18 protein-coding genes, 3 rRNA genes and 1 pseudogene are annotated in these 24,971 nt (G+C 62.7%); 9 read left to right on the top strand and 13 right to left on the bottom strand.

Annotation, left to right across the window (positions count from 1 at the left end):
• Positions 1-21 precede the first annotated feature (21 nt).
• Positions 22-567: an HNH endonuclease family protein gene (locus QX204_RS06805; RefSeq protein ID WP_301905717.1), complete on the top strand. Its 546-nt coding sequence runs from the start codon at positions 22-24 to the stop codon at positions 565-567.
• Positions 568-659: 92 nt separating this feature from the next.
• Positions 660-1,184: a restriction system modified-DNA reader domain-containing protein gene (locus QX204_RS34395; protein WP_367620161.1), complete on the top strand. Its 525-nt coding sequence runs from the start codon at positions 660-662 to the stop codon at positions 1,182-1,184.
• 200 nt (positions 1,185-1,384) lie between these two features.
• Here QX204_RS34395 and argS (QX204_RS06800) read toward each other — a convergent pair.
• Together argS (QX204_RS06800) and argS (QX204_RS06795) are read right to left on the bottom strand one after the other, a co-directional pair.
• Positions 1,385-2,463: pseudogene (gene argS, locus QX204_RS06800) on the bottom strand (arginine--tRNA ligase).
• 5 nt (positions 2,464-2,468) lie between these two features.
• A complete protein-coding gene (argS, locus tag QX204_RS06795) occupies positions 2,469-3,149 on the bottom strand; it encodes an arginine--tRNA ligase domain-containing protein (protein ID WP_301905716.1) in 681 nt (226 codons plus the stop codon).
• Positions 3,150-4,058: 909 nt separating this feature from the next.
• Between argS (QX204_RS06795) and QX204_RS06790 the strand changes: the two genes are divergently transcribed.
• Positions 4,059-4,766, top strand: a complete 708-nt coding sequence (locus QX204_RS06790; protein ID WP_301905715.1) for a phosphoribosylanthranilate isomerase — start codon at positions 4,059-4,061, stop codon at positions 4,764-4,766.
• Here the strand turns inward: QX204_RS06790 and QX204_RS06785 are convergent.
• Together QX204_RS06785 and QX204_RS06780 are read right to left on the bottom strand one after the other, a co-directional pair.
• Positions 4,711-5,550, bottom strand: a complete 840-nt coding sequence (locus tag QX204_RS06785) for an EamA family transporter (RefSeq protein WP_301905714.1) — start codon at positions 5,548-5,550, stop codon at positions 4,711-4,713. The genes QX204_RS06790 and QX204_RS06785 overlap by 56 nt on opposite strands.
• A gap of 41 nt (positions 5,551-5,591) precedes the next feature.
• Positions 5,592-6,926, bottom strand: coding sequence for a hypothetical protein (locus tag QX204_RS06780; RefSeq protein ID WP_301905713.1), 1,335 nt, complete (start codon positions 6,924-6,926; stop codon positions 5,592-5,594).
• 187 nt (positions 6,927-7,113) lie between these two features.
• On the opposite strand from QX204_RS06780, the gene QX204_RS06775 reads away from it, so the two are divergent.
• Both QX204_RS06775 and QX204_RS06770 read left to right on the top strand, forming a co-directional pair.
• The gene (locus tag QX204_RS06775; protein WP_301905712.1) at positions 7,114-8,211 is read left to right on the top strand and encodes a WD40/YVTN/BNR-like repeat-containing protein; all 1,098 of its coding nucleotides are present in this window, start codon (positions 7,114-7,116) and stop codon (positions 8,209-8,211) included.
• A gap of 4 nt (positions 8,212-8,215) precedes the next feature.
• Positions 8,216-8,488 (top strand): MoaD/ThiS family protein, encoded by a 273-nt coding sequence (locus QX204_RS06770; RefSeq protein WP_062991930.1) that lies wholly within the window; start codon positions 8,216-8,218, stop codon positions 8,486-8,488.
• A gap of 25 nt (positions 8,489-8,513) precedes the next feature.
• On the opposite strand, the gene QX204_RS06765 is transcribed toward QX204_RS06770, so the two are convergent.
• Complete coding sequence (locus QX204_RS06765; protein ID WP_301905711.1) at positions 8,514-9,764, bottom strand: DoxX family protein; 1,251 nt, start codon at positions 9,762-9,764, stop codon at positions 8,514-8,516.
• Positions 9,765-9,989: 225 nt separating this feature from the next.
• Positions 9,990-10,934, bottom strand: coding sequence for a hypothetical protein (locus QX204_RS06760; protein ID WP_301905710.1), 945 nt, complete (start codon positions 10,932-10,934; stop codon positions 9,990-9,992).
• Between the two features lie 108 nt (positions 10,935-11,042).
• On the opposite strand from QX204_RS06760, the gene QX204_RS06755 reads away from it, so the two are divergent.
• Positions 11,043-11,396 carry a hypothetical protein gene (locus tag QX204_RS06755; protein ID WP_301905709.1) on the top strand — a complete coding sequence of 118 codons (354 nt, stop codon included), beginning with the start codon at positions 11,043-11,045 and terminating at the stop codon, positions 11,394-11,396.
• Positions 11,397-11,422: 26 nt separating this feature from the next.
• Positions 11,423-12,061 (top strand): GNAT family N-acetyltransferase, encoded by a 639-nt coding sequence (locus tag QX204_RS06750; protein ID WP_301905708.1) that lies wholly within the window; start codon positions 11,423-11,425, stop codon positions 12,059-12,061.
• Positions 12,062-12,162: 101 nt separating this feature from the next.
• On the opposite strand, the gene rrf is transcribed toward QX204_RS06750, so the two are convergent.
• From rrf to QX204_RS06735, 3 genes are all read right to left on the bottom strand, one after another.
• A 5S ribosomal RNA gene (rrf, locus tag QX204_RS06745) occupies positions 12,163-12,279 on the bottom strand.
• Between the two features lie 88 nt (positions 12,280-12,367).
• A 23S ribosomal RNA gene (locus QX204_RS06740) occupies positions 12,368-15,504 on the bottom strand.
• Positions 15,505-15,837: 333 nt separating this feature from the next.
• Positions 15,838-17,354 (bottom strand): 16S ribosomal RNA (locus tag QX204_RS06735).
• The 16S, 23S and 5S rRNA genes sit together here, the layout of an rRNA operon.
• Positions 17,355-17,835: 481 nt before the next feature.
• On the opposite strand from QX204_RS06735, the gene QX204_RS06730 reads away from it, so the two are divergent.
• The gene (locus QX204_RS06730; RefSeq protein ID WP_301905707.1) at positions 17,836-18,459 is read left to right on the top strand and encodes a SanA/YdcF family protein; all 624 of its coding nucleotides are present in this window, start codon (positions 17,836-17,838) and stop codon (positions 18,457-18,459) included.
• On the opposite strand, the gene QX204_RS06725 is transcribed toward QX204_RS06730, so the two are convergent.
• Entirely contained in the window at positions 18,386-19,039 is a 654-nt protein-coding gene (locus QX204_RS06725) for a hypothetical protein (protein WP_301905706.1), read from the bottom strand. The two genes, QX204_RS06730 and QX204_RS06725, sit on opposite strands and share 74 nt — an antisense overlap.
• A 400-nt stretch (positions 19,040-19,439) precedes the next feature.
• On the opposite strand from QX204_RS06725, the gene QX204_RS06720 reads away from it, so the two are divergent.
• Positions 19,440-22,730, top strand: coding sequence for a DEAD/DEAH box helicase (locus tag QX204_RS06720; RefSeq protein WP_301905705.1), 3,291 nt, complete (start codon positions 19,440-19,442; stop codon positions 22,728-22,730).
• Here QX204_RS06720 and QX204_RS06715 read toward each other — a convergent pair.
• From QX204_RS06715 to QX204_RS06705, 3 genes are all read right to left on the bottom strand, one after another.
• On the bottom strand, positions 22,712-23,770 hold the full coding sequence (locus QX204_RS06715; protein WP_301905704.1) for a class I SAM-dependent methyltransferase: 1,059 nt from the start codon (positions 23,768-23,770) through the stop codon (positions 22,712-22,714). The two genes, QX204_RS06720 and QX204_RS06715, sit on opposite strands and share 19 nt — an antisense overlap.
• A 495-nt stretch (positions 23,771-24,265) precedes the next feature.
• Positions 24,266-24,721: a PTS sugar transporter subunit IIA gene (locus tag QX204_RS06710; RefSeq protein WP_301905703.1), complete on the bottom strand. Its 456-nt coding sequence runs from the start codon at positions 24,719-24,721 to the stop codon at positions 24,266-24,268.
• The gene (locus tag QX204_RS06705; protein ID WP_056821036.1) at positions 24,718-24,948 is read right to left on the bottom strand and encodes a PTS sugar transporter subunit IIB; all 231 of its coding nucleotides are present in this window, start codon (positions 24,946-24,948) and stop codon (positions 24,718-24,720) included. The genes QX204_RS06710 and QX204_RS06705 overlap by 4 nt, the downstream gene beginning before the upstream one ends.
• Between the last annotated feature and the right edge of the window lie 23 nt (positions 24,949-24,971).

Genomic DNA, 24,971 nt, shown 5'->3' with positions numbered 1-24,971 from the left:
AACCGATTCTGGTTTGGCTGCATGACCCAGAACGTGCGCTTACCGGCGACACACATCGACGGTGTCGTTGCGACAGTCGAAAGTTGGGTTGTCCGACGCATGTTCCTTCGCCTGACAACATCCGATTTGGGCCGCGTGGTCGCCGACTTCATCCGCATCCGCAACGATGCATCCGACGCCAAACTTGCCGACCGAGTTGCGAAGCACCTGTCCAGACTGAACGTCTCCAGCACTTATTGGCCCGGAGACAACGAGATTCGTGCGGCGCTCGCTGCTGAAGCCGCCTACAGACGCTTCAAGGTCGCACGTCTGCGGGTCTTCATGGAAGCGATCGAGAACCGGTTCAGGCGGGTGACCAACCAGCCACAGGTGCTGCGACGCGGCTACCCGATCGAGCACATCCTGCCGCAGAAGTGGAAGGACAACTGGGTTGTCGACGGACCCGAGGCCGAGATCGAACGCGGAGCGCATGTGCACCGGCTCAGCAACCTGACCTTGCTCACCGGTTCGCTCAACTCCAAGGTGTCCAACGGCGCTTGGGATCTGAAGCGGGACGCAATTCGATAACACGACACCCTGCTACTCAACACTCAGCAGTATCGGCGACGAGCAGTGGGCGAAGGAAGCCCATCGAGGCTCGGACCGCACGCATCATCGACGTGCTACTCGCCGTGTGGCCGGTGCCCCAAGGGCATACCGGGCAGGTGGTCGACCCCCGAGACAAGAACCAAGACTGGGTCGAGGTGAAGGACCTCGTTGCGGCTGGACTCCTTACGCCAGGAACGACACTGACGCCGCGACAGGGGAACTGGCGATCGTGTGAGGCCCTCATTCGCGATATCGGCACGCTGGAAGTGGAGGGCCAATCCTTCGGGTCACCCTCCGGAGCGGGTCGCCATGTCAAGGGCAGCGTGACCAACGGCTGGACCTTCTGGAGCCTCCCGGACGGCGGCGACTCATTGACGTACGCGCTGCATTCCGCGGTGAGAAGCCGACGGGCGACAACAAGACCACTGCACTCTCCGAACCTGGCACTACCGAATGACCGCAGTGACTGCGCAGAGGTGGAGATCGCTACGCCGGGCGGAATCGGACTGACCACGGGTCAGGCGATGGTGCGCGGTCGGTCAGCGTTGGCCCGGGCCCCTTGCCTTTGCCCATTGGACGTCCTGCCTTTTCGCTAGCCATCTCCAAAATGCCTAGCCCCCAACGGGTCACAGCGAGGGGCTTCTACCAGGCGGGGCGGATCGTTTTAATAGGTAGCCGTGCACGCTATGGAGACTCGCCAGGGTGAAACAGCAATAGCCCAAGCGCAAGCAACGGACGCGTTGGGCAACGGCTACTGATCCACGCCGGCCGCTGACCAGTTCACCCGACCGGCAGGTCACATCCGCTGCGGTGCCGCGATTCCCAACTGCCCCAATCCGATTTCCAGGGTACGGGCAGTCAACTGGCACAACGCGATTCGATTCGAACGTATCGGTTCGTCAGCCGCGAGGACCGGGCATGAGTCGTAGAACCGGTGTAGGCGCGGGCCAGTTCGTAGAGATAGCCCGCCAGCCGGTGTGGCTCCAACGTGTCGGCCACCTCGGCGAGGACAGTGCTGTAGCCATCGAGGCACAGAGCGAGTTCCCGCTCCGCTGGTTCCATCGGCCCGCCGATATCCACGATCGCCGAGGTTGCGGCATCGGCTCTGCGCAGGATCGAACAGACCCGGGCGTGGGCATACTGCAGGTAGACACCGGTATTGCCGTTGAGCGTGGTCATGCGGTCCGGGTCGAAGGTGTAGTCCTTGACCCTGGATGTCGACAGATCCGCGTACTTCACCGCACCGATTCCCGCCTGCTCGGCAATCGCCTCGAGCTCGGCCGACGACAGGTCCGAGTTCTTCTCGGCGACCACCGCACGCGCACGCCCGACAGCTTCGTCGAGCAGGTCCATCAACCGAACCGTCCCGCCTGCACGGGTTTTAAACGGTTTGCCGTCCGGCCCGAGGATGGTGCCGTAAGCGACGTGAGCGACCTCGATGGCCTCGGTGAGCCAGCCTGTCCGCCGTGCCGCTTCGAAGACCAGCTGGAAATGCAGAGCCTGCCGCGAGTCGGTGACGTACAGCAGCCGGTCTGCGTGCAGTGAGGTGATGCGGTACCGGATGGTGGTCAGGTCGGTGCTGTCGTAGCCGTAGCCACCATCGCTCTTGCGGACCATCAGGACCGCTGGCTGATCATCGGGTCCTTTGACCTGTTCGGACAGCACGACAACCGCACCGTCACTCTCGACCGCGACGCCCTTGTCCAGCAGTTCGGTGACGGTATCAGCGAGCTTGTCGTTGTAGAACGGCTCACCGAAGTAGTCGTCCGGAGTGAGCAGCACACCGAGCCGGTCGTAGATCGCGCCGAACGCCTTCTCGGACTCCGCGACGATCTCCCGCCAATGGGTCATCGTGTCAGGGTCACCGGCTTGCAGCGCAACTACGCGAGTCCTGGCCCGGTCGGCAAAGCCTTCATCCGAGTCGAATTGTTTCTGGCCGCCTTGTACAGGCTGTCCAGCGCAGACACCGAGCTGGTCTCGTAATCGAGTTCCACTGCGTGCCAAGTGGATCCAGGGTGCTCGTCGATGTATTGGATGAGCATGCCGAACTGTGTACCCCAGTCGCCCAGGTGGTTCGCACGGACGACATCGGCGCCGAGGAACCCGAAAACCCGAGCCAGACTGTCACCGATGATGGTGGTCCGCAGGTGCCCGACGTGCATTTCCTTCGCCACGTTCGGCGCCGAGTAGTCGATGACGACCCGTTGCCCGGCTTCGGTGGTGGGGACGCCGAGCCGGTCATCGGCCAGGCGCGCTGCGACGGATTGCCAGACCGCTGCATCGGCCAGGGTGATGTTCAAGAACCCTGGGCCTGACACTTGTACATCAGCGATCACACCATCGGCGAGATCGATCTGAGTGACGAGCTCAGCGCCGAGCTTCGTCGGCGGGATACCGACCCGCTTCGCCAACGGCAGCGCGGCATTGGATTGGCAGTCGGCGCGATCGGAACGTCGCACTACCGGGTCCGCATCCGCCGCTTCCGGACGGACTCGGGCGATCGCCTCCGACACAGCGGCAGCGACACGTCCGAGCAGCGGCACAACACCGGCAGAGCTCACCTTGGGTTCCTTTCGCGTGGATGGTGAACTCATTGTCCCAAGCACATCAAGCGGAATATCGGCTGCGACTCAGCCGATCGCGTCTCCCCTTCAATGAGCGATGGTCGGGAAGCCGGCAGGAGCAAGCACATACCACCTACAGACGTACGCTGACCTGCGAGGACCAACGCTTCCAGGAAGGTGTGCTGATGACCACTGCTGTTCGGTTCGCTGTCGGACTGATTGCTGCGGCCACACTGGCGTTGGCAAGCTGCGACGGCAACCCGCCGCCGACCGCACCTAGCGGGTCGGTATCGCCGAGTACGACGGCGTCCGCGTCTTTGTCCGAGGGGCCCGCTGCGTCGACGTCGTCGACCCACCTCCCAGAAACCACCACCCAGGCCCCTTCGGCTGAGTTGACCCCGCACGCCTCACCGGCACCGCCCGCATCCTCACCCACGATCCAACAATCAGAGCCGACCTTCTTGTATTGCGAGAACGGCACCGCGATATACAGTGATCAGTCGTACGTAGTTGGGGACCCACGCTGCCCACAGCCCACCGCTAACGAAGACCCGCACGGTCGCGACTACCAGTGTGATGCGCAAGGAACCAACTGCACCTACCCCGATGGCTCTCCGGTCCCGGGTTATCGGCGGTGCGGCACACAGTGTGGTGAAGCACCGACTTCTGGTGAGGTTCAACGCAAGTGGATGGAATGCATCGCTGTGAAATCGGTAGAGCAATGTCGAGCGGAGCAGTGAGGAGCTGTCGATAAAATCGCTGCGCCCGTTCCATAGTCCATACCTCTGGGACGAGGAAGAACAGCCAACAGATTTGCGCCCCGCTGTGTATCTGCGAGACCGCATCTTCTGTGACCAGACCCTCCGTACCCCACCCATGAAGCACCTTGATACTAGGGTTGACCATATGGAAAAACGCGTCCAGGTGAAGATCTGTGGTATCAGGTCCGAACTCGACCTCGCTGCGGCGTTGAGTGCTCGGCCCGATGCCGTGGGGTTCATCTCTGGCATCACGCACTTCAGCGAGGACGCGCTCACACCGGAGCAGGCCGCCGCCCTGTCCGCACAGGTATCGAGCCGAGTCGGCGCACGCTCGGTGAAGCGTGTGCTGGTCACCCACCTCGAAGACGCTGACGCGATTTTGCAGCTTGCGCAGACGGTCGATGTCGAGGCTATCCAGGTGCACGGCTTGGTGAATCGAGCCAACTTGCGAAAGGTGTACGAGCACAGGGGCAATCGCGAGATCCTGCGGGCGGTTCATGTCACCGACGAGGGCGTTTTCTCCGCGGTCGAGGACGTCGCCAAGTATTGTGACGTTATCCTTCTGGACTCGCGCACGCCCAGCCGTCTCGGGGGAACCGGGCAAACTCACGACTGGAACATCAGCAAGAAGATCGTCGAGGCGATGGCCGGGCGCAAGGATGTGGCGTTGGCCGGTGGTCTCACCCCGGACAACGTCGGTCGGGCAATCGACCTCGTGCAGCCCTATGGTGTGGACGTCAATACCGGCGTCGACGACGCCGGCGGCAACAAGTCCAAGGCGGCCTGTGCTGAATTCGTCAAAGCCGCGACCCGGGAGCTCGCCTCGACTTGTCATCCAGCACAACAGCACTGAGCACCAGTGCCCCGCCGATCACCGCCCCCACCGTGATCGGCGTGTTTGTGAAGATCGCACTCACCACGGCCGCGAAAACGGCTTCGTTGAGCCCGATGATGCTCGCCGTCGTCGCATCCAGGCCCCGCAGGCCCAGCCAATAGAGGCAGAAGCCCGGTCCGAGCAGTAGCGCCCCGACCAGGATGAGCGATCCGGCGGTCCGAGCGTCCGGTGGATCGGTCAGGATCAGTCCGCCGCCGAGCACACTGGCCACCACCAACTGCCATCCCGCCGACGCGATCGTCGGTCGCTGTGCCGACTCCCGGGCGATGAGGCTGACCAGCAGTGCGACACACACCGCGCTACCGACCGCGAGACCACAGCCCAACAGTGCTCTGTCCATTCCGATTTCAGCCGAGCTGCCCGGTACCGCCACTGCCACCGCGGCACCGACCAGCACGAATTCGACGCCGACGAGCACCGTCGGTCGGCGCCGCCCGCGGACTATCTCGGCGGCGAGCAACAGCAACGGCGCGATCAGGTGCAACGCCACCACCACGGGCAACGGTCCACATTTCAAGGCTGCGACGAACAGCAGCAAGTTGGCTGCCTCGAGCGCGCCCAATCGCACATAGAGGCCGGGCGACTCCAGCAATGTTCGAATCGGACCTTGGCGGCGTGCGCCTGCGACGAGGAGCAAGGTCACTCCGCCCCCGGCGGCGACCAGCGCCGAGGAGGCGAGGGAACCCTCGAGCGCCGCCAGCGCGGCACTCGACATGCCCCACACGAAGGTCGCCGCGAGCATGATCCACGGCGACGATCGTGTGAGCGATGACCGGACTGCGGTCAAAAAATGTAGGTCACGATAGGCAGCACCACAGCAGTGAACCCGCCGAAGACGCCCGCCGCAATAGCCCGCTGGGAGAAGTTGGGGAATCGGCTGGTCAGCCAGGCGAGTGTGCCGAACGCGAGTACGAAGGTGCCCCACACGATCAAGCCTCCCGCGGCAGCACGCTCAGGGAGCGGGGCCTCCTCGGCCAGGCCCGCCTTCAACAAGGCTCCGAGCCCCACGATCGTCAGTCCCGCGGCCAATGCCAGTACGAACATCGCGAAGCCCGCATGGCTGTTCATCACCAGTCGGCGTGACCCCCATTCGGTCACCACCCGGCCATCGCTGTGGTGCGCGCCGTCGACCTGACAGATCAGGTCGAAAACCCTTCCGGGGTTGACGGTTTCGGCGACCGCGGTTCGCGCGTGCACCATGGCCTCGACGGCCAGGGTCGTCGAGTACGCGGTGATGAACCCCTCGCTCGATGTCCGGAATCCGCCGCGACTCGGCAGTTGCTGAGTCATCACCTGCAAATCGAACAACGCGGTCAACGCCGCCCGGACCGCCGGATGAAAGATCAGCGTGCCATCGGCGACCAGCACGGCACCGACTGCCGCATGCAGCCCGAGGTGGGTCCAGATATGGGCGACATCGCCACGCAGGAAATGTTCGTCGCCGTTGCAGTTGGCACCGCTGGCGAGCCCGTCGAGCATCCGTTCGATCGCCAGCTCGGATGCCCGCCTCGCCCGCCTGCCACCCACCGACGCATACTCGGGACGGGCCAGCACCGTGGCGATGTGTGCCGCCGAATACAGCGGTTCGGCGCGGACGTCGTCGGACAGCATCGTCAGCGCCAGAAAGGTCACGCCGCGTAGCGTCGCCCGAGCCACTTCCATGTCATCGGCCGCGTATGGCGCCAGTGCGTGCATAGCGGCAGTCGTCGCGGTCAGGGACACGGGACCGACAGATCCGGACATTCGATACCCGCCCGATTCGGCATCCTGCTCCTGGATCAACGTCCTGATGCACTCGCGGACGTCGGAATCGTCCTCGGCCACCCCGAGACAGTGCATCGCCCGCAGCTGCCACGCGATGTCGATCGGCCCCGTGAACTCCCCCGCGCCCGCGGTGGGCGGCACAATCCTCTGCCTACGCACCAGGTGGAGCACTTCGTCGGCCCGCGGAACGGGAATCCCCGCCGCAGTCAGCGCACACACCACCTCCGCGGTGTTCTGCGGATTCGGCGGCACATCATGGACCCAGCCCCAGCCCGCGCCACCCGCGCCATCGGAGAATTGGTAACGCTCGAACCACTCGACCGCCAGTCTCATCCGCTCATCGAGATTGGACATGTCCCCCACCTACCGATCTGTGTCGAACCCATTCCAGCCCAGGTTCTTTCACTTACTAGATGCTCCCAGACGCCGAAGGAGTTCACAGACACCGTGGCGAATCACTTGATGAACCCGCAGGTCCTGTCGGTGGTGCGGCGTAATGTCACGCATATCGGCGTTGCGGGTGACCAACCGGAGGTTCGCGATGGACGTACTGCTCGGAATCGGAACACGTAAGGGCTTGTTTCTGGCTCGTAGCAAGGATGGGCGGGCCAGTTGGACGGTGTCGCCGCCGCAGTTCCCGGTGGCTGATGTGAAGGCGTTGGCGATTGATACTCGGCAGGGGACGCCGCGGGTGCTCGCCGGGGTGTTGAACAGTCATTTCGGGCCGACGTTGGTGGTCAGTGATGATCTCGGGGAGACGTGGAGTGAGCCGGATGATGCTCCGCTGAGCTTCCCGGAGGACACCGAAGCGGCATTGCAGGGTGTTTGGCAGATCGCACCGGCTACAGATGCTGAGCCCGATGTGGTCTATGCGGGCGTCGAACCGTCGGCGTTGTTCCGGTCGACTGATCGCGGCCGGACGTTCGAGCTGGTCAGGGGCTTATGGGAGCATCCTCATCGTCCGCAATGGGAGCCGGGTGGTGGCGGGTTGGCTTTGCACACCGTGCTGCCGCATCCGGTCGATACGCGGCGGATAGCGGTGGCCATGTCTACCGGCGGGGTCTATCAGACTTCCGACGGCGGCGAATCGTGGACGCCGACGAACAAAGGCGTCACAGCGGATTTTATGCCCGGCGAATTGCCGGAATGGGGGCAGTGCGTGCACAAAGTCGCCGTCGATGCCGAATCGCCGAGCACCATGTACCTGCAGAACCACGGTGGTGTGTTCAGGAGTACCGATGCAGGGGTGAGCTGGCAGTCGATCGACGGTGGGTTGCCGCCGTCCAATTTCGGCTTCCCGATCGTCGCGCATCCGCGTAAGCCGGGGGTGATCTACACCTTCCCCCTAGTTGCGGATATGGAGCGCTTCCGCTTCCCACCCGATGCCACCTGCGCGGTGTATCGCAGCGAGGACGGAGGTGAGACATGGTCGAAGCTGAACGATGGGCTCCCGCAGGTCCCGTTCTGGGCCGCGGTCATGCGCGATGCCATGTGTGCCGACGAAGCCGACCCGACCGGCATCTATTTCGGCACCCGCAACGGCGAAGTGTATTGCAGCGCAGACGAAGGCGACCATTGGCAGCTCGTGGCCGACAAGTTGCCAGATGTGTTGTGCGTGCGCGCCGCGGTCATCGGTTAGCACGATGGCTCGGGTCTGCCTGCCCTCGATGCTCCGCACCTACGTTGACGGCGCCAAGGAATTGGACGTCGACGGCGCGACCCTGAAACAGGTTCTCGATGCGCTGCGTGAGCGATCGCCCGGCTTGGAACGTCGACTCCGCGACGAACGTGGGGCGTTGCGGCGGTACGTGAATTTCTATGTCGATGGTGACGAATGCCGTCTGCTCGACGGCCAGGACACCGCTGTCGGTGCGGGCACCGAGGTGATGATCATTCCTTCGGTCGCCGGTGGATGATCCGTATTCTGTTGGAGCACGATGCTTACCGGAAATAGGGTGTGGCCTGCACCCATTGGAACCCTCGTGAGACAGCCGGGTACTGCGCGAGGTCGACCTGGTCCAGTTGCATTCGCACCGGTCGGCCGCCGAGCGAGCCTTCCAAGATCAGCCGATCCGGTTGTGGCTGAACGTAACTGAATGTCGCGAGTTTCCATTGGTGTGTCGTGTCTTTCGACAGCGTGATGGTGTGCTGGTCGGTGTCGATCCGGGCAGGGAACGAGACAAGTGAATCGTCGAGCCGCTGCATGGTTATGCCCTGGGGGATGTCAAAGATGATGCGGCGAAATCGTTCGGTGGCGCTCGGCATTCCGCCGTTGGGCGGCGATTCGCGGAAGTCGACCAAGGCTGGCACTTCCTCGCCGCCAACCGAGTACACGGTGACGTTCCAGATGCCGTAGAGCGGCGACTTGGGCCGTGCGTTGCCGTAGGTGTACCAGCCGTCGTATGCCTCGACGGTCGTCGCGCCGAGCAGCCATACCCCCATCAGTACCTGGGCTGCCAGAAGGATTCGACCACCGCGTGGCGTCGAAAGCAGAGATGCCTGCGGTCGCGCTTCTACTGCCCGGCCGAGTAGGGCTCGAACGATGCGAACGATGTCGGGTGCGGCCAATACCGTTGCATACAGGAACAATTGAAGCGCAAACAGCTTCACCGGCACATCGAAGGTGAGATTCATCAGAAGCACCTGAAGAGCCACGATGACGGCGAGCACAGACCCGAGCCCTGCGGTCACCGGCAGGATCAGCAGCAGCGCCGCGGCGACTTCCGCCGCACCCAAAGCCCTCTCATACGGCTCCGACAGCGACGACTGCGCCCACAGCACCGCCATCGGGCTCATATGGCCGAACGGTTCGACCAGCCGCTCGAGGTTGAACGACATCTGGGACGGCAGCACTTTGATCATCCCGTACAGCAAGAGAGCGCTGACCAGGGAAATACGCAGCAGCAGCCGGAACCACTCGTACAGTCGTGCGTAGTTCGGGCGGCGTCGGTCGAGGACCGACCAGGCGGCGGTGACCGGCACGGCGACCAGGAGCAGGGTGAAGACAGCGACCCATTTCGCAGCAGTGTCGCCGCTGCCGGTGACCGTGTAATCGATACGCACGTCGAAGATGTGGGCGCCGACCCAGTCGGTGAGCGGATGCAACGCCGTCCATTTGGCAACCTCACTCACCGTCTCCTGCGGCACACCGAAAGTGCGCAGCAACGCGTGCAGCAGCCACACCCCGGCCATCCCGACACCGAGAACGACGAACCCGAACCGGAAGAGCACTCGGATAGCCGGATGCCACCGCTCCACGACTTCCAGTTCGACGTCGACGATGGGCTCCCGCTGAGCCAACACCCCTGCCACCATCCATCACTCCTACGGTCGAAAGCCGTGCGGGTGAAACGCTATGGCAGCGAGCGTGACTCGGAAATCCAGCAAAATCGTTGCCCCGAGCATTCGGGTCACGCGTCAATTCAGAACAGTCCACACATTGCTGTCCGGCCCTTGACCGAGGCAGAACATCTCCTCACCCTCGGGCGACGTCGCTACTACCGAGCCCACTTCACAGGGAGTACCAGGGGTGCGCGTGCCGAGCAGCGGCGCTGACTGCACCCATTTCGCGCTCGGCCCGCCCGCCTTGGTGCATTTGAGGGTGCTGCCGTCGGCGGCGGTGGCGTAGTTGTCACCGGGCGGGGTGCAGGGGACTCCGACTGCGGGAGTCGCCTTCTTGGGTGCGGACCTGGTGGTAGTCGCTGCAACGGTAGTGCTTTCGGGCACGAACTCCGGAGTGATGGCGGTGGAAGTCGGTGGAGCGGTGGTCGGCGGCCGAGTCGTCACGGTGGCGGGTGCCGGAGCGGTCGCGAGGGCGATCGTGACCTTCGCCGGTGCCGGGGTGACGAAACGCGGCGCGTCCATCGGAGCGCTGACGTCCTGGACCAACGGAACGAACTGCAGCGCCACCATTTCAGGTAATGCCTGCACCACGGACCAGCCCTCGACTTTGGTTCCCGCCATGGGAGACGCGCTGTACGAGTACGACTCGAAGCAGTCGTCGGCGAGGATGGCGTGCTCGGTCCGCTGGGTGATGCCGGCGCGGTCCACGGTGGTGAGCAGCCACTGGTCGGGTTGCGACATCCGGCTGGTCCCGATGCTCTCGACCTGGGCGCGAACCCCCAAAGCGACGCGGCCCGGAAGCAGTTCGGTCACGCACTCCGCGGGGGCGAGCGCCACTTCGGTGAATGTAATGACGCCGACGTTCGCGCCATTGGACGCGTCGGTGAACGCGAAGGAAGTGCCGAGACCCGGCGTCGGCGCGGCACCGGCCGAGGTGGTGGCCGGCGAATCTGCGCTCCCACACCCGGTGACACCGACCAGAACGACTGAGACGGCGATAGGCGCCAGATAACGCTGCATGGTTGAAATCCCCTCGTACGGAAGCGAACCGGAAAGCATTGCACGACGCGGCGCCCTGCTGGAAATGCGCCGGATACATGACCCCAGTCATTCCGAGAGCAGCGACAGTTGACACCTGATCAGAGGCTGTTCCTGGCAGGTGCGCGGCTGGCACGTGCTGGCACCTACTGGAAGGACGAGGTCTGTCGATACCTGAGGGTGCTGCGCAGGGCCGGCTTCGACGCCACCGCGCTGGAGAACGACGACGGCTCGCAAGTCGGACCGGTCAAGGTCGGTTCGGTGCACCGTGCGAAGGGACTCTCCGCCGCCAAAGGTTTGCTGAGCGTCGTGACCAACATGCCGCACGAGCCCGAAGGCGACGCTCATCGAGTGACGGATACTGCAGTGCGACAACTGGATTCGAGCAAAGTTGAAAAGGCCTCCGAACCGGAGCCGACGACTCGTCTGTGCCCTCGCTCGTGAGCCGTACCGTGATGTAGCTTGGCCGCATGCAGGTTCGGGGATTCAAGGACAGTGATCGGGCGGAATTGCGTCTGCTGTTCGGGCGCGCGGGGCAGGGATCGCCTACTGAGTCATTGTGGGGACACACAGACTCCGAAGCAGCGGTGTATCTCGATCCCTACATGGAATCGGAGCCCGAGTCTCTGTTCGTGGCCGAGGAGGGCGGGGAGCTCGTCGGGTACCTCACCGGGTGCGTGAGTACCGTGGCGTTTCCGAGTGAGGACACACGCATTGCCGACGCGCTGCGTCGGTATCGACCGTTTCGGACCAGGCAGGCTGTGGTGTTCTTCGGTCGCAGTACGGTCGATGTGCTGGGGGCTGCGATCCGGAGGACGGCGACAGCCGGTGAGTTCGATGATCCACGGTGGCCTGCGCATCTGCACATCAACGTCGCGCCGGAAGCGCGGGGCACCGGGGCCGCCGCGGGGATGATGGACCTGTGGTTCGACCGGCTGGTGGCCGAACAGGTGCCGGGGTGCCATCTGCAGACGTTGGTCGAAAATGTCAGGGCGGTGCGGTTCTTCGAACGGATGGGTTTTACGCCGCACGGTGAGACTCCGACGGTGCCTGGTCTTCGCTACCGGGGCGCTCGCGTTCGCCAGTTGACGATGGTCCGATCGTTCTGAGTGCGGCTCCACGTGAGTTTCAGCCAACCTCACTGGTATGGGTTTCTTACCTGAACGCAAAAAGGCCCCCAACCAATGGTTGGGGGCCTTTCGCAATGATGTTCCGGCAGTGTCCTACTCTCCCACACCCTGTCGAGTGCAGTACCATCGGCGCAGGTGGCCTTAGCTTCCGGGTTCGGAATGGGACCGGGCGTTTCCCCACCGCTATAACTACCGTAACTCTATGAAACCAGACAGCGCTCCCCCTACGGGGTTTGCTGCAGTGTCTGTTGTTTCAGAAACCGCACAGTGGACGCGTAACACCTTCGTAGTAAGCCCTCGGCCTATTAGTACCAGTCACCTACACCAGTTACCTGGCTTCCAATTCTGGCCTATCAACCCCATGGTCTGTAGGGGGCCTTAACCCATCAAGTGGGAGAGAAACCTCATCTTGGAACAGGCTTCCCGCTTAGATGCTTTCAGCGGTTATCCCTTCCGAACGTAGCCAACCAGCAGTGCTCCTGGCGGAACAACTGGCACACCAGAGGTTCGTCCGTCCCGGTCCTCTCGTACTAGGGACAGCCTTCCTCAAGTTTCTTACGCGCGCGGCGGATAGAGACCGAACTGTCTCACGACGTTCTAAACCCAGCTCGCGTGCCGCTTTAATGGGCGAACAGCCCAACCCTTGGGACCTACTCCAGCCCCAGGATGCGACGAGCCGACATCGAGGTGCCAAACCATCCCGTCGATATGGACTCTTGGGGAAGATCAGCCTGTTATCCCCGGGGTACCTTTTATCCGTTGAGCGACACCGCTTCCACTTGCCGGTGCCGGATCACTAGTCCCGACTTTCGTCCCTGCTCGACCTGTCAGTCTCACAGTCAAGCTCCCTTGTGCACTTGCACTCAACACCTGATTGCCAACCAGGCTGAGGGAACCTTTGGGCGCCTCCGTTACATTTTGGGAGGCAACCGCCCCAGTTAAACTACCCACCAGGCACTGTCCCTGAACCAGATCATGGTCCGAGGTTAGAAGTCCAATACGATCAGAGTGGTATTTCAACGACGACTCCACAAACACTAGCGTGCCCGCTTCACAGTCTCCCACCTATCCTACACAAACCGTACCGAACACCAATACCAAGCTATAGTGAAGGTCCCGGGGTCTTTTCGTCCTGCCGCGCGTAACGAGCATCTTTACTCGTAATGCAATTTCGCCGAGTCTGTGGTTGAGACAGCAGAGAAGTCGTTACGCCATTCGTGCAGGTCGGAACTTACCCGACAAGGAATTTCGCTACCTTAGGATGGTTATAGTTACCACCGCCGTTTACCGGGGCTTAAATTCTCAGCTTCGCGGATAAATCCGCTAACCGGTCCTCTTAACCTTCCGGCACCGGGCAGGCGTCAGTCCGTATACATCGTCTTACGACTTCGCACGGACCTGTGTTTTTAGTAAACAGTCGCTTCTCTCTGGTCTCTGCGACCTCGTCCAGCTCAGTCCGTAAAGAACGTCACCAGACCAGGTCCCCCTTCTCCCGAAGTTACGGGGGCATTTTGCCGAGTTCCTTAACCACAGTTCTCTCGATCGCCTTAGTATTCTCTACCTGACCACCTGTGTCGGTTTGGGGTACGGGCCGTGTACCAGCTCGCTAGAGGCTTTTCTCGGCAGCATAGGATCACTGAATTCCCCTCAACGGGTACGCATCACCTCTCAGGCTTCATGCTGTGCGGATTTGCCTACACAACGCCCTACAGGCTTACACCAGGTATTCCATCACCTGGCCCAGCTACCTTCCTGCGTCACCCCATCGCTTACCTACTACAGCGAAGGTCCTGTGCAGCCGTCATCCCTCTCGCCCGAAGGCTCGATAAGACAACATTTGGACAGTTAGTACCACTGATTCAGCATTGGGCGCGGATACACGGGTACGGGAATATCAACCCGTTGTCCATCGACTACGCCTGTCGGCCTCGCCTTAGGTCCCGACTCACCCTGGGCGGATTAACCTGGCCCAGGAACCCTTGGTCATTCGGCGGACGAGTTTCTCACTCGTCTTTCGCTACTCATGCCTGCATTCTCACTCCCGTGGCCTCCACAGCTAGTTCACACTGCTGCTTCCACGGCCACAGGACGCTCCCCTACCCATCCACACACCTGGCCCAGACCACTACAGTCTGGACGGGCTATTGTGTGAATGCCGCGGCTTCGGCGGTGTACTTGAGCCCCGCTACATTGTCGGCGCAGGATCACTTGACCAGTGAGCTATTACGCACTCTTTCAAGGGTGGCTGCTTCTAAGCCAACCTCCTGGTTGTCTAAGCGACCCCACATCCTTTTCCACTTAGTACACGCTTAGGGGCCTTAGCCGGCGATCTGGGCTGTTTCCCTCTCGACTACGAAGCTTATCCCCCGCAGTCTCACTGCCACGCTCTCACACACCGGCATTCGGAGTTTGGCTGACTTCGGTAAGCTTGTAGGCCCCCTAGGCCATCCAGTAGCTCTACCTCCGATGTGAAACACGTGACGCTGCACCTAAATGCATTTCGGGGAGAACCAGCTATCACGGAGTTTGATTGGCCTTTCACCCCTACCCACAGCTCATCCCCTCAGTTTTCAACCTAAGTGGGTTCGGGCCTCCACGACGTCTTACCGTCGCTTCACCCTGGCCATGGGTAGATCACTCCGCTTCGGGTCCATAATGTGCGACTAAAATTTCGCCCTATTCAGACTCGCTTTCGCTACGGCTACCCCTCGACGGGTTAACCTCGCCACACACCGATGACTCGCAGGCTCATTCTTCAAAAGGCACGCCATCACCCCACACAACAAGTTGCGAAGGCTTTGACGGATTGTAAGCGCACGGTTTCAGGTACTATTTCACTCCCCTCCCGGGGTACTTTTCACCTTTCCCTCACGGTACTAGTCCGCTATCGGTCACCAGGGAGTATTCAGGCTTACCGGGTGGTCCCGGCAGATTCACAGCAGATTTCACGGGCCCGCTGCTACTCGGGAGACATCCACAACAGCCAAGAAGTTTTCGTTTACCGGACTATCACCGTCTATGGCAGGCCGTTCCAGACCACTTCAACTAACCACTTGGTTTCTTACTGTTGCCCTGATCGGCAGATCAGAGAAGAATGTTCCCACTACCCCAGCTAGACAACGACTGCCGTCTATCACATCTAACTGGTTTAGCCTCATCCGCTTTCGCTCGCCACTACTCACGGAATCACTGTTGTTTTCTCTTCCTGTGGGTACTGAGATGTTTCACTTCCCCACGTTCCCTCCACACACCCTATATATTCAGATGCGGGTAACACGACATCACTCGTGCTGGGTTTCCCCATTCGGAAATCCTCGGATCTCAGCTCGGTTGACAGCTCCCCGAGGCTTATCGCAGCCTCCTACGTCCTTCATCGGCTCCTGGTGCCAAGGCATCCACCGTACGCTCTTAAACACTTACTAACAAAGATGCTCGCGTCCACTGTGCAGTTCTCAAACAACACACCCCAGAAAGTTCCGTACCCAGACCTACTCGACCCTCGCGGGCCGGCGGTTTCGAGGAAAACTCTCTCGGATCGTTTGTTTTGCCATGAAAAAACACTTCGCGTGTTCTTTCAGGACCCAATAGTGTGTCGATATATTCACCGCGATATCGGACCGAGCCGACACCATGATGCGAAGAAGTTTGTCAGCGTTCCACCCATGAGCGTCCGCAGCTCCACGAAAGGGAACTAAACGGTCTCTGACACAACCACTCTCGACTGTTCGAGGTGTTCGTGTAGATGTGCTCCTTAGAAAGGAGGTGATCCAGCCGCACCTTCCGGTACGGCTACCTTGTTACGACTTCGTCCCAATCGCCGATCCCACCTTCGACGGCTCCCTCCACAAGGGTTAGGCCACCGGCTTCGGGTGTTACCGACTTTCATGACGTGACGGGCGGTGTGTACAAGGCCCGGGAACGTATTCACCGCAGCGTTGCTGATCTGCGATTACTAGCGACTCCAACTTCACGGGGTCGAGTTGCAGACCCCGATCCGAACTGAGACCGGCTTTAAGGGATTCGCTCCACCTCGCGGTATCGCAGCCCTCTGTACCGGCCATTGTAGCATGTGTGAAGCCCTGGACATAAGGGGCATGATGACTTGACGTCGTCCCCACCTTCCTCCGAGTTGACCCCGGCAGTCTCTCACGAGTCCCCGCCATTACGCGCTGGCAACATAAGATAAGGGTTGCGCTCGTTGCGGGACTTAACCCAACATCTCACGACACGAGCTGACGACAGCCATGCACCACCTGTACACCGACCACAAGGGGGCCTACATCTCTGCAGGTTTCCGGTGTATGTCAAACCCAGGTAAGGTTCTTCGCGTTGCATCGAATTAATCCACATGCTCCGCCGCTTGTGCGGGCCCCCGTCAATTTCTTTGAGTTTTAGCCTTGCGGCCGTACTCCCCAGGCGGGGTACTTAATGCGTTAGCTACGGCACGGAGTCCGTGGAAGGAGCCCCACACCTAGTACCCACCGTTTACGGCATGGACTACCAGGGTATCTAATCCTGTTTGCTACCCATGCTTTCGCTTCTCAGCGTCAGTTACTTCCCAGAGACCCGCCTTCGCCACCGGTGTTCCTCCTGATATCTGCGCATTTCACCGCTACACCAGGAATTCCAGTCTCCCCTGAAGTACTCTAGTCCGCCCGTATCGCCTGCAAGCTTAAGGTTGAGCCCCAAGTTTTCACAAACGACGCGACGAACCGCCTACAAGCTCTTTACGCCCAGTAATTCCGGACAACGCTCGGACCCTACGTATTACCGCGGCTGCTGGCACGTAGTTGGCCGGTCCTTATTCTACAGGTACAGTCACTTGCGCTTCGTCCCTGTCAAAAGCGGTTTACAACCCGAAGGCCGTCATCCCGCACGCGGCGTCGCTGCATCAGGCTTGCGCCCATTGTGCAATATTCCCCACTGCTGCCTCCCGTAGGAGTCTGGGCCGTGTCTCAGTCCCAGTGTGGCCGGTCACCCTCTCAGGTCGGCTACCCGTCGTCGCCTTGGTGAGCCGTTACCTCACCAACAAGCTGATAGGCCGCGGGCCCATCTCGCACCGATAAATCTTTCCACCCGAAGTCATGCAACCTCAGGTCATATCCGGTATTAGACCCAGTTTCCCAGGCTTATCCCGAAGTGCAAGGTAGATCACCCACGTGTTACTCACCCGTTCGCCGCTCGTGTACCCTGAAGGGCCTTACCGCTCGACTTGCATGTGTTAAGCACGCCGCTAGCGTTCGTCCTGAGCCAGAATCAAACTCTCCGTTGAAGACTCTCGAAACAACCCTCCCGAGGGAGAGCGAATCAAAATTATCTAACTAGAGTCCGAAAACCTAGCAAATGCGAACACCAGCAAAAAGTTCGCTGTTGTTCAATGTCCAACCTCCCACGACCGGGGGGTACATGAAAGATTGGAACCAATAATAATTATTGGCACTGACATTCATCGACACACTATTGAGTTCTCAAAGAACACACGCACACACTTCTACCCACAACATGTCGTCGGGGTTTCGGTGAGGCAAGGGTTCAAACTTAGCTCAGACAACCAACCGGAAGCAAATCCGATCCCAGTCGCACTGAACACACAATCAGTCAGGCGCTCATCGTACTACCTCGTGTCCCGGCCGCTGGGCGGCTGAGTCGGTGTCCGTGTCGCTCTGACTCGAATAAAGTTACGTGCCGACAATTGCAATGTCAAATCCCCTAGTCAGGGGATATTTTCGCAGTGTTCATGTATGAAAAGGCGCATGGCGGAGGAACATAGCGGGAAGCGGCGACGGTTGCGTCGCATCGCGAAGGCCGGACTTGTCGTGGCGGGTGGACTGGTGTTGGTGACAGCTGGGGCGAACATCGCGATGTGGACTTTGTCGTCAGGCCATAGAAGTGATGCGGCGACCGCGCCCAGCGCACCCGTCGTGATCGTCCCGGGTGCCAAGGTCGGGCCGGACGGAACTCCGATGGCCTACCTCCGGGGACGTCTCGATGTGGCGATCGAGTTGGTCGCGGCGGGCAAGGCCGAACAGATTCTGCTGTCCGGGGATGCCGGCGGCTCGTCGGGCGACGAGATCGCGTCGATGACGCGCTATCTGCTCGACCACGGTATCGATCCGGCCATCGTCCGGTCGGATCGTGCTGGGCTTTCCACACGGGAGACCTGTGAGCGGGCGAGGTCGATGTTCGGCGTCGATCGGGCGATCATCGTGAGCCAGTATCAGCATCTCCCCCGTGCGGTGGCGTTGTGCCGGGCAGCGGGGATCAAGGCCGACGGGGTGGTGGCCTATTGCGAGTGCAGGCAGATCACCGAGGTACGCAACAACGTTCGTGAATGGCTTGCAGCACCGAAGGCCGTGGCGGAGATGATTCTGCGCTGATCGCGGGCCTGGATCGCAGAGAGGCGACCAAACGGCGCCATCTCGCAGGTCGTGTCGGCGGCCGCTCGGGAGGCGTAGTGACTATGTGCGGGTTCACCAGCGCGTAAGGCGGGCCCGCCAGGAGGTTGCGGCACCCCTGTCGAATCTGTTCTCGGATCGTCGCTGGGTCGACGAACTCCAGGTACTCGGACAGCACCGCGAACTCTCCGGCGAGGTCTTCCAGTTCCGGGGCGGGCGGATCCGGGTATCTGGCGAGCTCCCGTAGTTGCACTGTTATCCCACCCAGGTGGAAGGCCGACGCGCCCTCGTCAGCCAACAGATCTGTCGCGTGATCTCGGGCCAGCCGGAGTCGTACCCCTACTTCTCTCGCCCGCCAGTCGGTCACCACGTTCAGTTCGGCCATCGCGGTGCGGAACAGTTCGGGGGCTCCACCACAGTCCGTTCGGTGTAGGCAAGCGAGCTCGACCAGTGCCGGACTCTCGAGCCCACGTGCGAGTGCCTCGGCGGCGGCCATGGACAGGTCCGCGCCGTCGAGCTCACCGAGCACGAACAGGTCTGCGGCGTGGGCTAAGTCGTCCATGATTCCAGCGTGCGTGGCCGAAGGTTCACGGGTCAAAGGGTTTTCCGAGCGCGCGGTGGCGGTTTCCGGACTCTCGGCGGTCAGCCCTGTACGTCGGTATGTGCGGCGCTGATCGAGGAGAACGAGGGGAAATTATCAAGGCATCTGCGCGCACAGCGGCCGTGGTGATCGGGACTGTTGTCGGTGCGGGTTCTGCTGTGGCGGAATCGGAGCCGATGAAGAACATCTTCGTCGCCGGGGGACGGTTGCGGGCGGCGGCGCGGTTGCCGCGACGGTAGGACCAGCATCGATGGGCTCGCCACGTCCGACGCGACCGTCGGGGTGACGTGCCAGTGGAATCCGGATCGCGTACCGTGATCGGGGTTGTCTGCAATGATCGCCGACCGGATTGGGGTGCATCGTGGGCGGTTCCGAGCACGCGGCGCGGCTCGTGCGTTTCTGGCAGACCGTGGAGTTGTTCGGTCCACAACTAGTACCGGACGTCGAGACCGACGGACTGGTGGTCGATCTCGCGGCGGATGAACGCGCGCCGTGGGAAAACCTTGCCGCCCTCCCTCCGTTGAAAACCGGGCGGGTGTGGCAGTTCGTCGTGTACGGCGGTCTGTTCCAGTTGGGGCGTGCGCGGGAATCGCTGGTGCGAACCTTCGGCGAGGATCAGCTCGAGGCCGACGCTCGACGGGCCGGGACCACAGCGGCTTTCGCGGTGACGCTGACCGACAGCGGAGTGGTTGTCGGGGGCTCGGCGACCTTGTCGGGCTTGGCGTGGGCCGTGAATCGGCTTCGAGCGCCGGGACCCCACGATGTCGGCTGGGCCGACGGGTTCGACCACGACTCGGCGGCATTCACTGCCGCGCTCGACACACTCACGCGAGACGCGCGGACCGACAACGAACAGATGGGTCCGGCACCGCGGTGGCGTGCGCTGGATGTGGCGGGCCGGGGGGTGGCGGCTTCGGTGATGGCGGCGGGGGCGGATGGGGTCATCTCGCCCGGGCTCGCCGGGATGTCGGCATTGGCCTTCGCCGAACGGTTCGCCGCCGCGAACGACGAGGATATCGCCGAGGCTCCCCGGTTGACCGGGCGTGACCTGCACATATTCACCGGCGAACTGTGTGCCGCGTTGGGCATTCGATCGGAATTGCGGGCCGGGGGCGTGCGGGTGGCGTGCGTCCAGATCGCGGCGCGTGACGCCGACAGCGATGCCGCCGAGGATCGGCTGAACAGCGGGCTGGGTCCCGACCTGGCCGAACTCGCGAAGGCGGTGGAACGCGGCGATATCGGCGCGGCGCTGCGGAACTACCTCGTGGCGGCGGAAGGGCTGGCCGTCGACGACCGGATCGATGTGCGTCGACGGCAGGACGCAGTGGTCGAAGGACTGCTCCCTCAACTCGTTCCGGACGGTCGCTGGCCCGGCGACCCGCTGGTGTCGGGTCAGCAGTTCGCGGTCGACCGCGCGCTGTCCGAATTGCGTGATGGTGCCGGGATTTTCGCCGTCCACGGCGCGCCCGGGACCGGGACGACGACGATGCTGCGAGACCTGCTGGCCGGGATTCTGGTCGAGCGGGCCGCGCAGTTGTCGGCATTCGACGATCCGATGGCGGTGTTCGCGGGGATCACCGAGCAGGTCCAGGTGGCGAAGAACTACACGGTGGGCGCGCACCGATTGGCGAACAGCGTGACCGGGTTCGAAGTCGTCCTGGCGACGGGCAGCGACGCCACCGCGGCCGATGTGGTCGCCGAGGTCCAGCGACGTGGCGCGATCGACGGCGAGCTCAATCACTTCACCGACCTGGCCGAACTCGTCGGCGGTGCACCCGCGTGGGGATTGGTCGCCGCGGCACTGGGCGGAACGCGACGAACATTCGCCGAACAGTTCTGGTTCGGGGATCGGTTCGCCGCCGAGCGGAAGACCGGTGCACCGAACGGTGGGATGCTCGACATCCTCAAACAGGCCGAGGCCGACCCGGATTCGATTCCGGATTGGTCGACCGCGGTGCGCGACTTCACCACTCGTCGGGCCGAGGTACGCAGGCTCGCACAAGACCGGCAGAACGTCGCCGATGCGGTGGCCGACCTGCCCACGATGAACGCGGGGTTGCAGTCGACGGCGGTCGAGATCACCGATGCCGATGACGCACACGCGCATTGGCGAGAACGTCATCAGCTGGCGACCGAACATCTGCGGGCCGCGCAGGCCGCGCATCATCGGGCAGGCAAGTTCCTCACCGAGCACGGTGGGCGCAAGCCCGGGTTCATGGCATCGCTGTCGACGGGTTTCCGGGCGGGGCGACGGTGGAGTGCGCGCAGCAATGAGTTGCTGCGCGAACGACATATCGCCGAGGCGGAGATGCGGCGACGCCAGACCGAGGTCGAATACACGCGCGAACAGTGGGCGGAGGCGGCCGAGAACGGACGCACGCTCATCCGCGAGCACGTCGAGTTGACGGAGCGGCGGGCGGCGGCGCTGGACATCATCGAGCGTGGGCGCGAGAACTGGTCGCGCACGATCCCGTTCGGTGATGTCGCGGGTGACGACGAGCAGTTCCAGCTGTGCAATCCCTGGGCCGACGAACAGTACGCGAGCGCACGGCGCGAGCTGTTCCTGTCGGCGTTGAAGTTGCATCGCGCGTTCCTGCTCAACGCTGCGCCGCGGATTCGCGACAATCTGATCGTCGCCATCGCGTTGATCCGTGGTGAGCTCGCGGTCGCGCCGAAACCGGAAACCGTTGCGGCGGCGTGGCAGACGCTGTTCTTCGCCGTGCCGATGATCACGACGACCTTCACCGCGCTGCCTCGATTGTTCGCCGGACTCGGCCCCGAGGCGCTCGGCTGGTTGTTCGTCGACGATGCCGGGCAGGCTGCGCCGCAGTCGGTGGCAGGCGGGTTGTGGCGGGCTCGGCGTGCGGTGATCGTCGGTGATCATCGTTCACTGGGGCCGGTTGGCGTGCTGCCTACTTCGGCGCAGGAAGCGTTGGTACAGCAGTACGGACTCGATGCGGAGTGGATGCCGGACCAGGCGTCTGCGCGCCAGGCGGCTGATCGTGGGGCGCGGTTCGGAACGTGGCTGATGCCCTCGGATTCGGTCGCCCCGGTGTGGGTCGGTACACCGTTGCGGGTCCATCGGCGCAGCGACCGGCCGATCTTCGAACTCACCCATCACATTGCCTATGGCGATGATCTGCTGGTGTTCGCCACCCCGGACCGGCCGGAATTCCCCGGGCACGATCGGTGGATCGATGTCAGATCCGTACGGGCCGAAGGCAATTGGATTCCCGGTGAAGGTGAAGCGCTCGCCGCGCTGCTTGCGCGGTTGACCGAGGACGGGGTGGCCGCGGCCGATATCCGGGTGGTCAGCCCGTTCCGTGATGTCGCCGATGGCGCGCAGGAGGTCGCGCGTGAGGTGCTCGGCGCGGATTTCGCGGAACGGCAGGTGAGTACTGTCCATGCGATGCACGGCAGTTCGGCCGAGGTCGTGGTGCTGGTCCTGGGGACATCGCCCGCCGCGGGCGGGTCGCGACGGTGGGCGGCGACGAATCCGAATGTGCTCAATACGGCGGTCTCGCGGGCACGGCGGCGGGTCTACGTGATCGGCAACTACCGATTGTGGAGCAGCCAGCGGTATTTCGACGACCTCGCCAGGCGCTGGACGGTCGAGACCGAACAGTTGGTCGATCAGACCGTGAGCCGGTAGAAGCGCCAGAATCCGAAGTCCTCGATCGGGAGGACGTCGACGGCGGTGAAACCGGCCTTCTCGGCATACTCCCCCAGCTTCGCCGAGCGCATGACTGTACCGGTGCCCGCCGATCCTGGATGCGCCATGCCGTCGGGCAGGCAGACCAGCAGGCTGAAGCCGTACATCAGGCGGTCGATATCGCTCGCGGGTGCGGTGAATTCCGGGGCGACGGCCTCATCCATGATGATCACCGCCCCACCTGGACGCAGGGCTTTGCGCATCGAGGTCAGCACCTCGACGGGGTGCGGCATGTCGTGCAGGCATTCGAACGCGAACAGCGCGTCGTAGGTGGATCCGGGGAGGTCGGTGGCGGCGTCGGCGTGGTGGAAGCGCACGCGGTTGCCGAGCTCGGCGGCGTTGTCGGTGGCCATCCGCACCGAGGGTTGGTCGATGTCGTAGCCGTCGACCGCCAGCTCGGGGTAGGCGCGGGCAAGGGCGATGGCGGACCAGCCGCCGCCGGAGCCGATGTCGGCCGCCTTGGCGTTCGGGCGTGAAAGCAGCGCGTGGACGTCGGGGACCCCGGCTAGATCAGTAGCGAGACGCTTTTCGAACCAGGGGCGGTTCATGTCCGACTGGGATTCGCGCATGTCGGCGCCGTATTCGGACCAGCCGACGCCACCGCCGTCGCGGTAGGCGCGCACGAGCGCGGGCATCTGGGCAGCGGCGCCCGCCAGCATACGAGCCAGTGGGGCAAGATAATTGAGACTGCTCGGGTCCGTGAGAACTTCCGCGGCGCCGGCAGGGAGCGCGAACCGCCCGTCCGTGGTCACCGTCAGAATCTCGGTCCCCGCCTGCTGCTCGAGCCACTCCTGCGCATACCGGCGATCCCCGCCCGCCCGCGCGACCAACTCACCCGCATCCGCGGGACCACCCTCGGCCAATGCCCGATACCAGCCGAGCCGATCTCCGAGATGCACCGCCAGAAGGTCGATCGCCCCGAGCGCGGCCCCGAACAACCGATCGGCGAACTGCTCACTGGTCTGATCCGCTCCACTCACCGGTCGTCCTCCTGTTGTGCGACACGAATCGGCATCGACCCGCTGACACGGACTACGCACGGCCGAGACCAACGGTTCACCCGCCCAACGATTCGATCTCCGACCTATCTGTTGCGGGGTGTTAGCGAGATAATCATAGGCGAGCTTCGAATGATCGGAAAAGTCATGAGAACAGTGCAATTAATCGGATCAGCAGGTTGCGCTGCTGTAGCTATCGCCATCGCGATGCCGCCGTCAGCCACCGCCGATCCGGTTTCCGACATACTTCACAACAGCGAATCGAGCCAGCTCCGTACCGCACCGGGTCGCGACTGTCACTCGTCCTATGATCCTTGCCTCCCGATCGTCAGCGACGTGGACTGCGAGGGCGTCGGCGATGGACCGGTCTTCACGGGGCCCGTTCGCGTGATCGGGCCGGATGAGTACGACCTCGACCGCGACGGTAACGGATTGGGGTGTGAACCCCGCTGATTCACCGGCGTACAGCCGCGAAACCTACGGCGAATCGAACAAAAGGGCGCCGGATTCCACGGTGGTGCCGATGGTGTCGGTGTGGACGGAGTTCTTCGCTGAGTCCATGACGACGACGGGGCAGATGATCGAGTAGCCGGTGGCGGCGGTTTTCGCCGGGTCGAAGGTGACGATGGGAGCACCCGCTTCTACCGTGTCGCCTTCGGCGGCAAGGAGTTCGAAGCCTTCGCCTTTGAGTTTCACCGTGTCGATGCCCAGGTGGACCAGGACGCCGACGCCTTGGCCGAGGATGACGAAGGCGTGCGGGTGGAGTTTGAGGATCTTGCCCGCGATGGGGGCCGTCACCATCAGGGGGCCGCGGGTGCGGTCGGGGTCGAGGGCGACGCCGGAGCCGACGATTTGTTCGGCGAAGACCTGATCGGGGACCTCGGACAGGGCGATAACCGTGCCGGGTAGCGGGGCGAGGACCCGGATGCTCACAGGATGTCCTCGATATCGTCGGCCAAGGTGTCGGCTTCGGGGCCGACGACGACCTGCACGACCGAACCCGACTTGAGCACACCGTGGGCGCCCGCGGCCTTGAGCGCGGCCTCGTCGACCTTGCTTCCGTCCTTCACCTCGGTGCGCAATCGGGTGATACAGGCCTCGATCTCGACGATGTTGTCGGCGCCGCCGAGGCCCGCGACGATCGCTTCCGCTTTGGACATGTGTTCTCCCTTTCCACGGTGAT

This window comes from Nocardia sp. PE-7 (assembly GCF_030486425.1).
Lineage (GTDB): Bacteria > Actinomycetota > Actinomycetes > Mycobacteriales > Mycobacteriaceae > Nocardia > Nocardia salmonicida_A.
The sequence above is the reverse complement of the archived record's forward strand: the minus strand, read 5'-3'. Positions and strand labels throughout refer to the sequence as shown.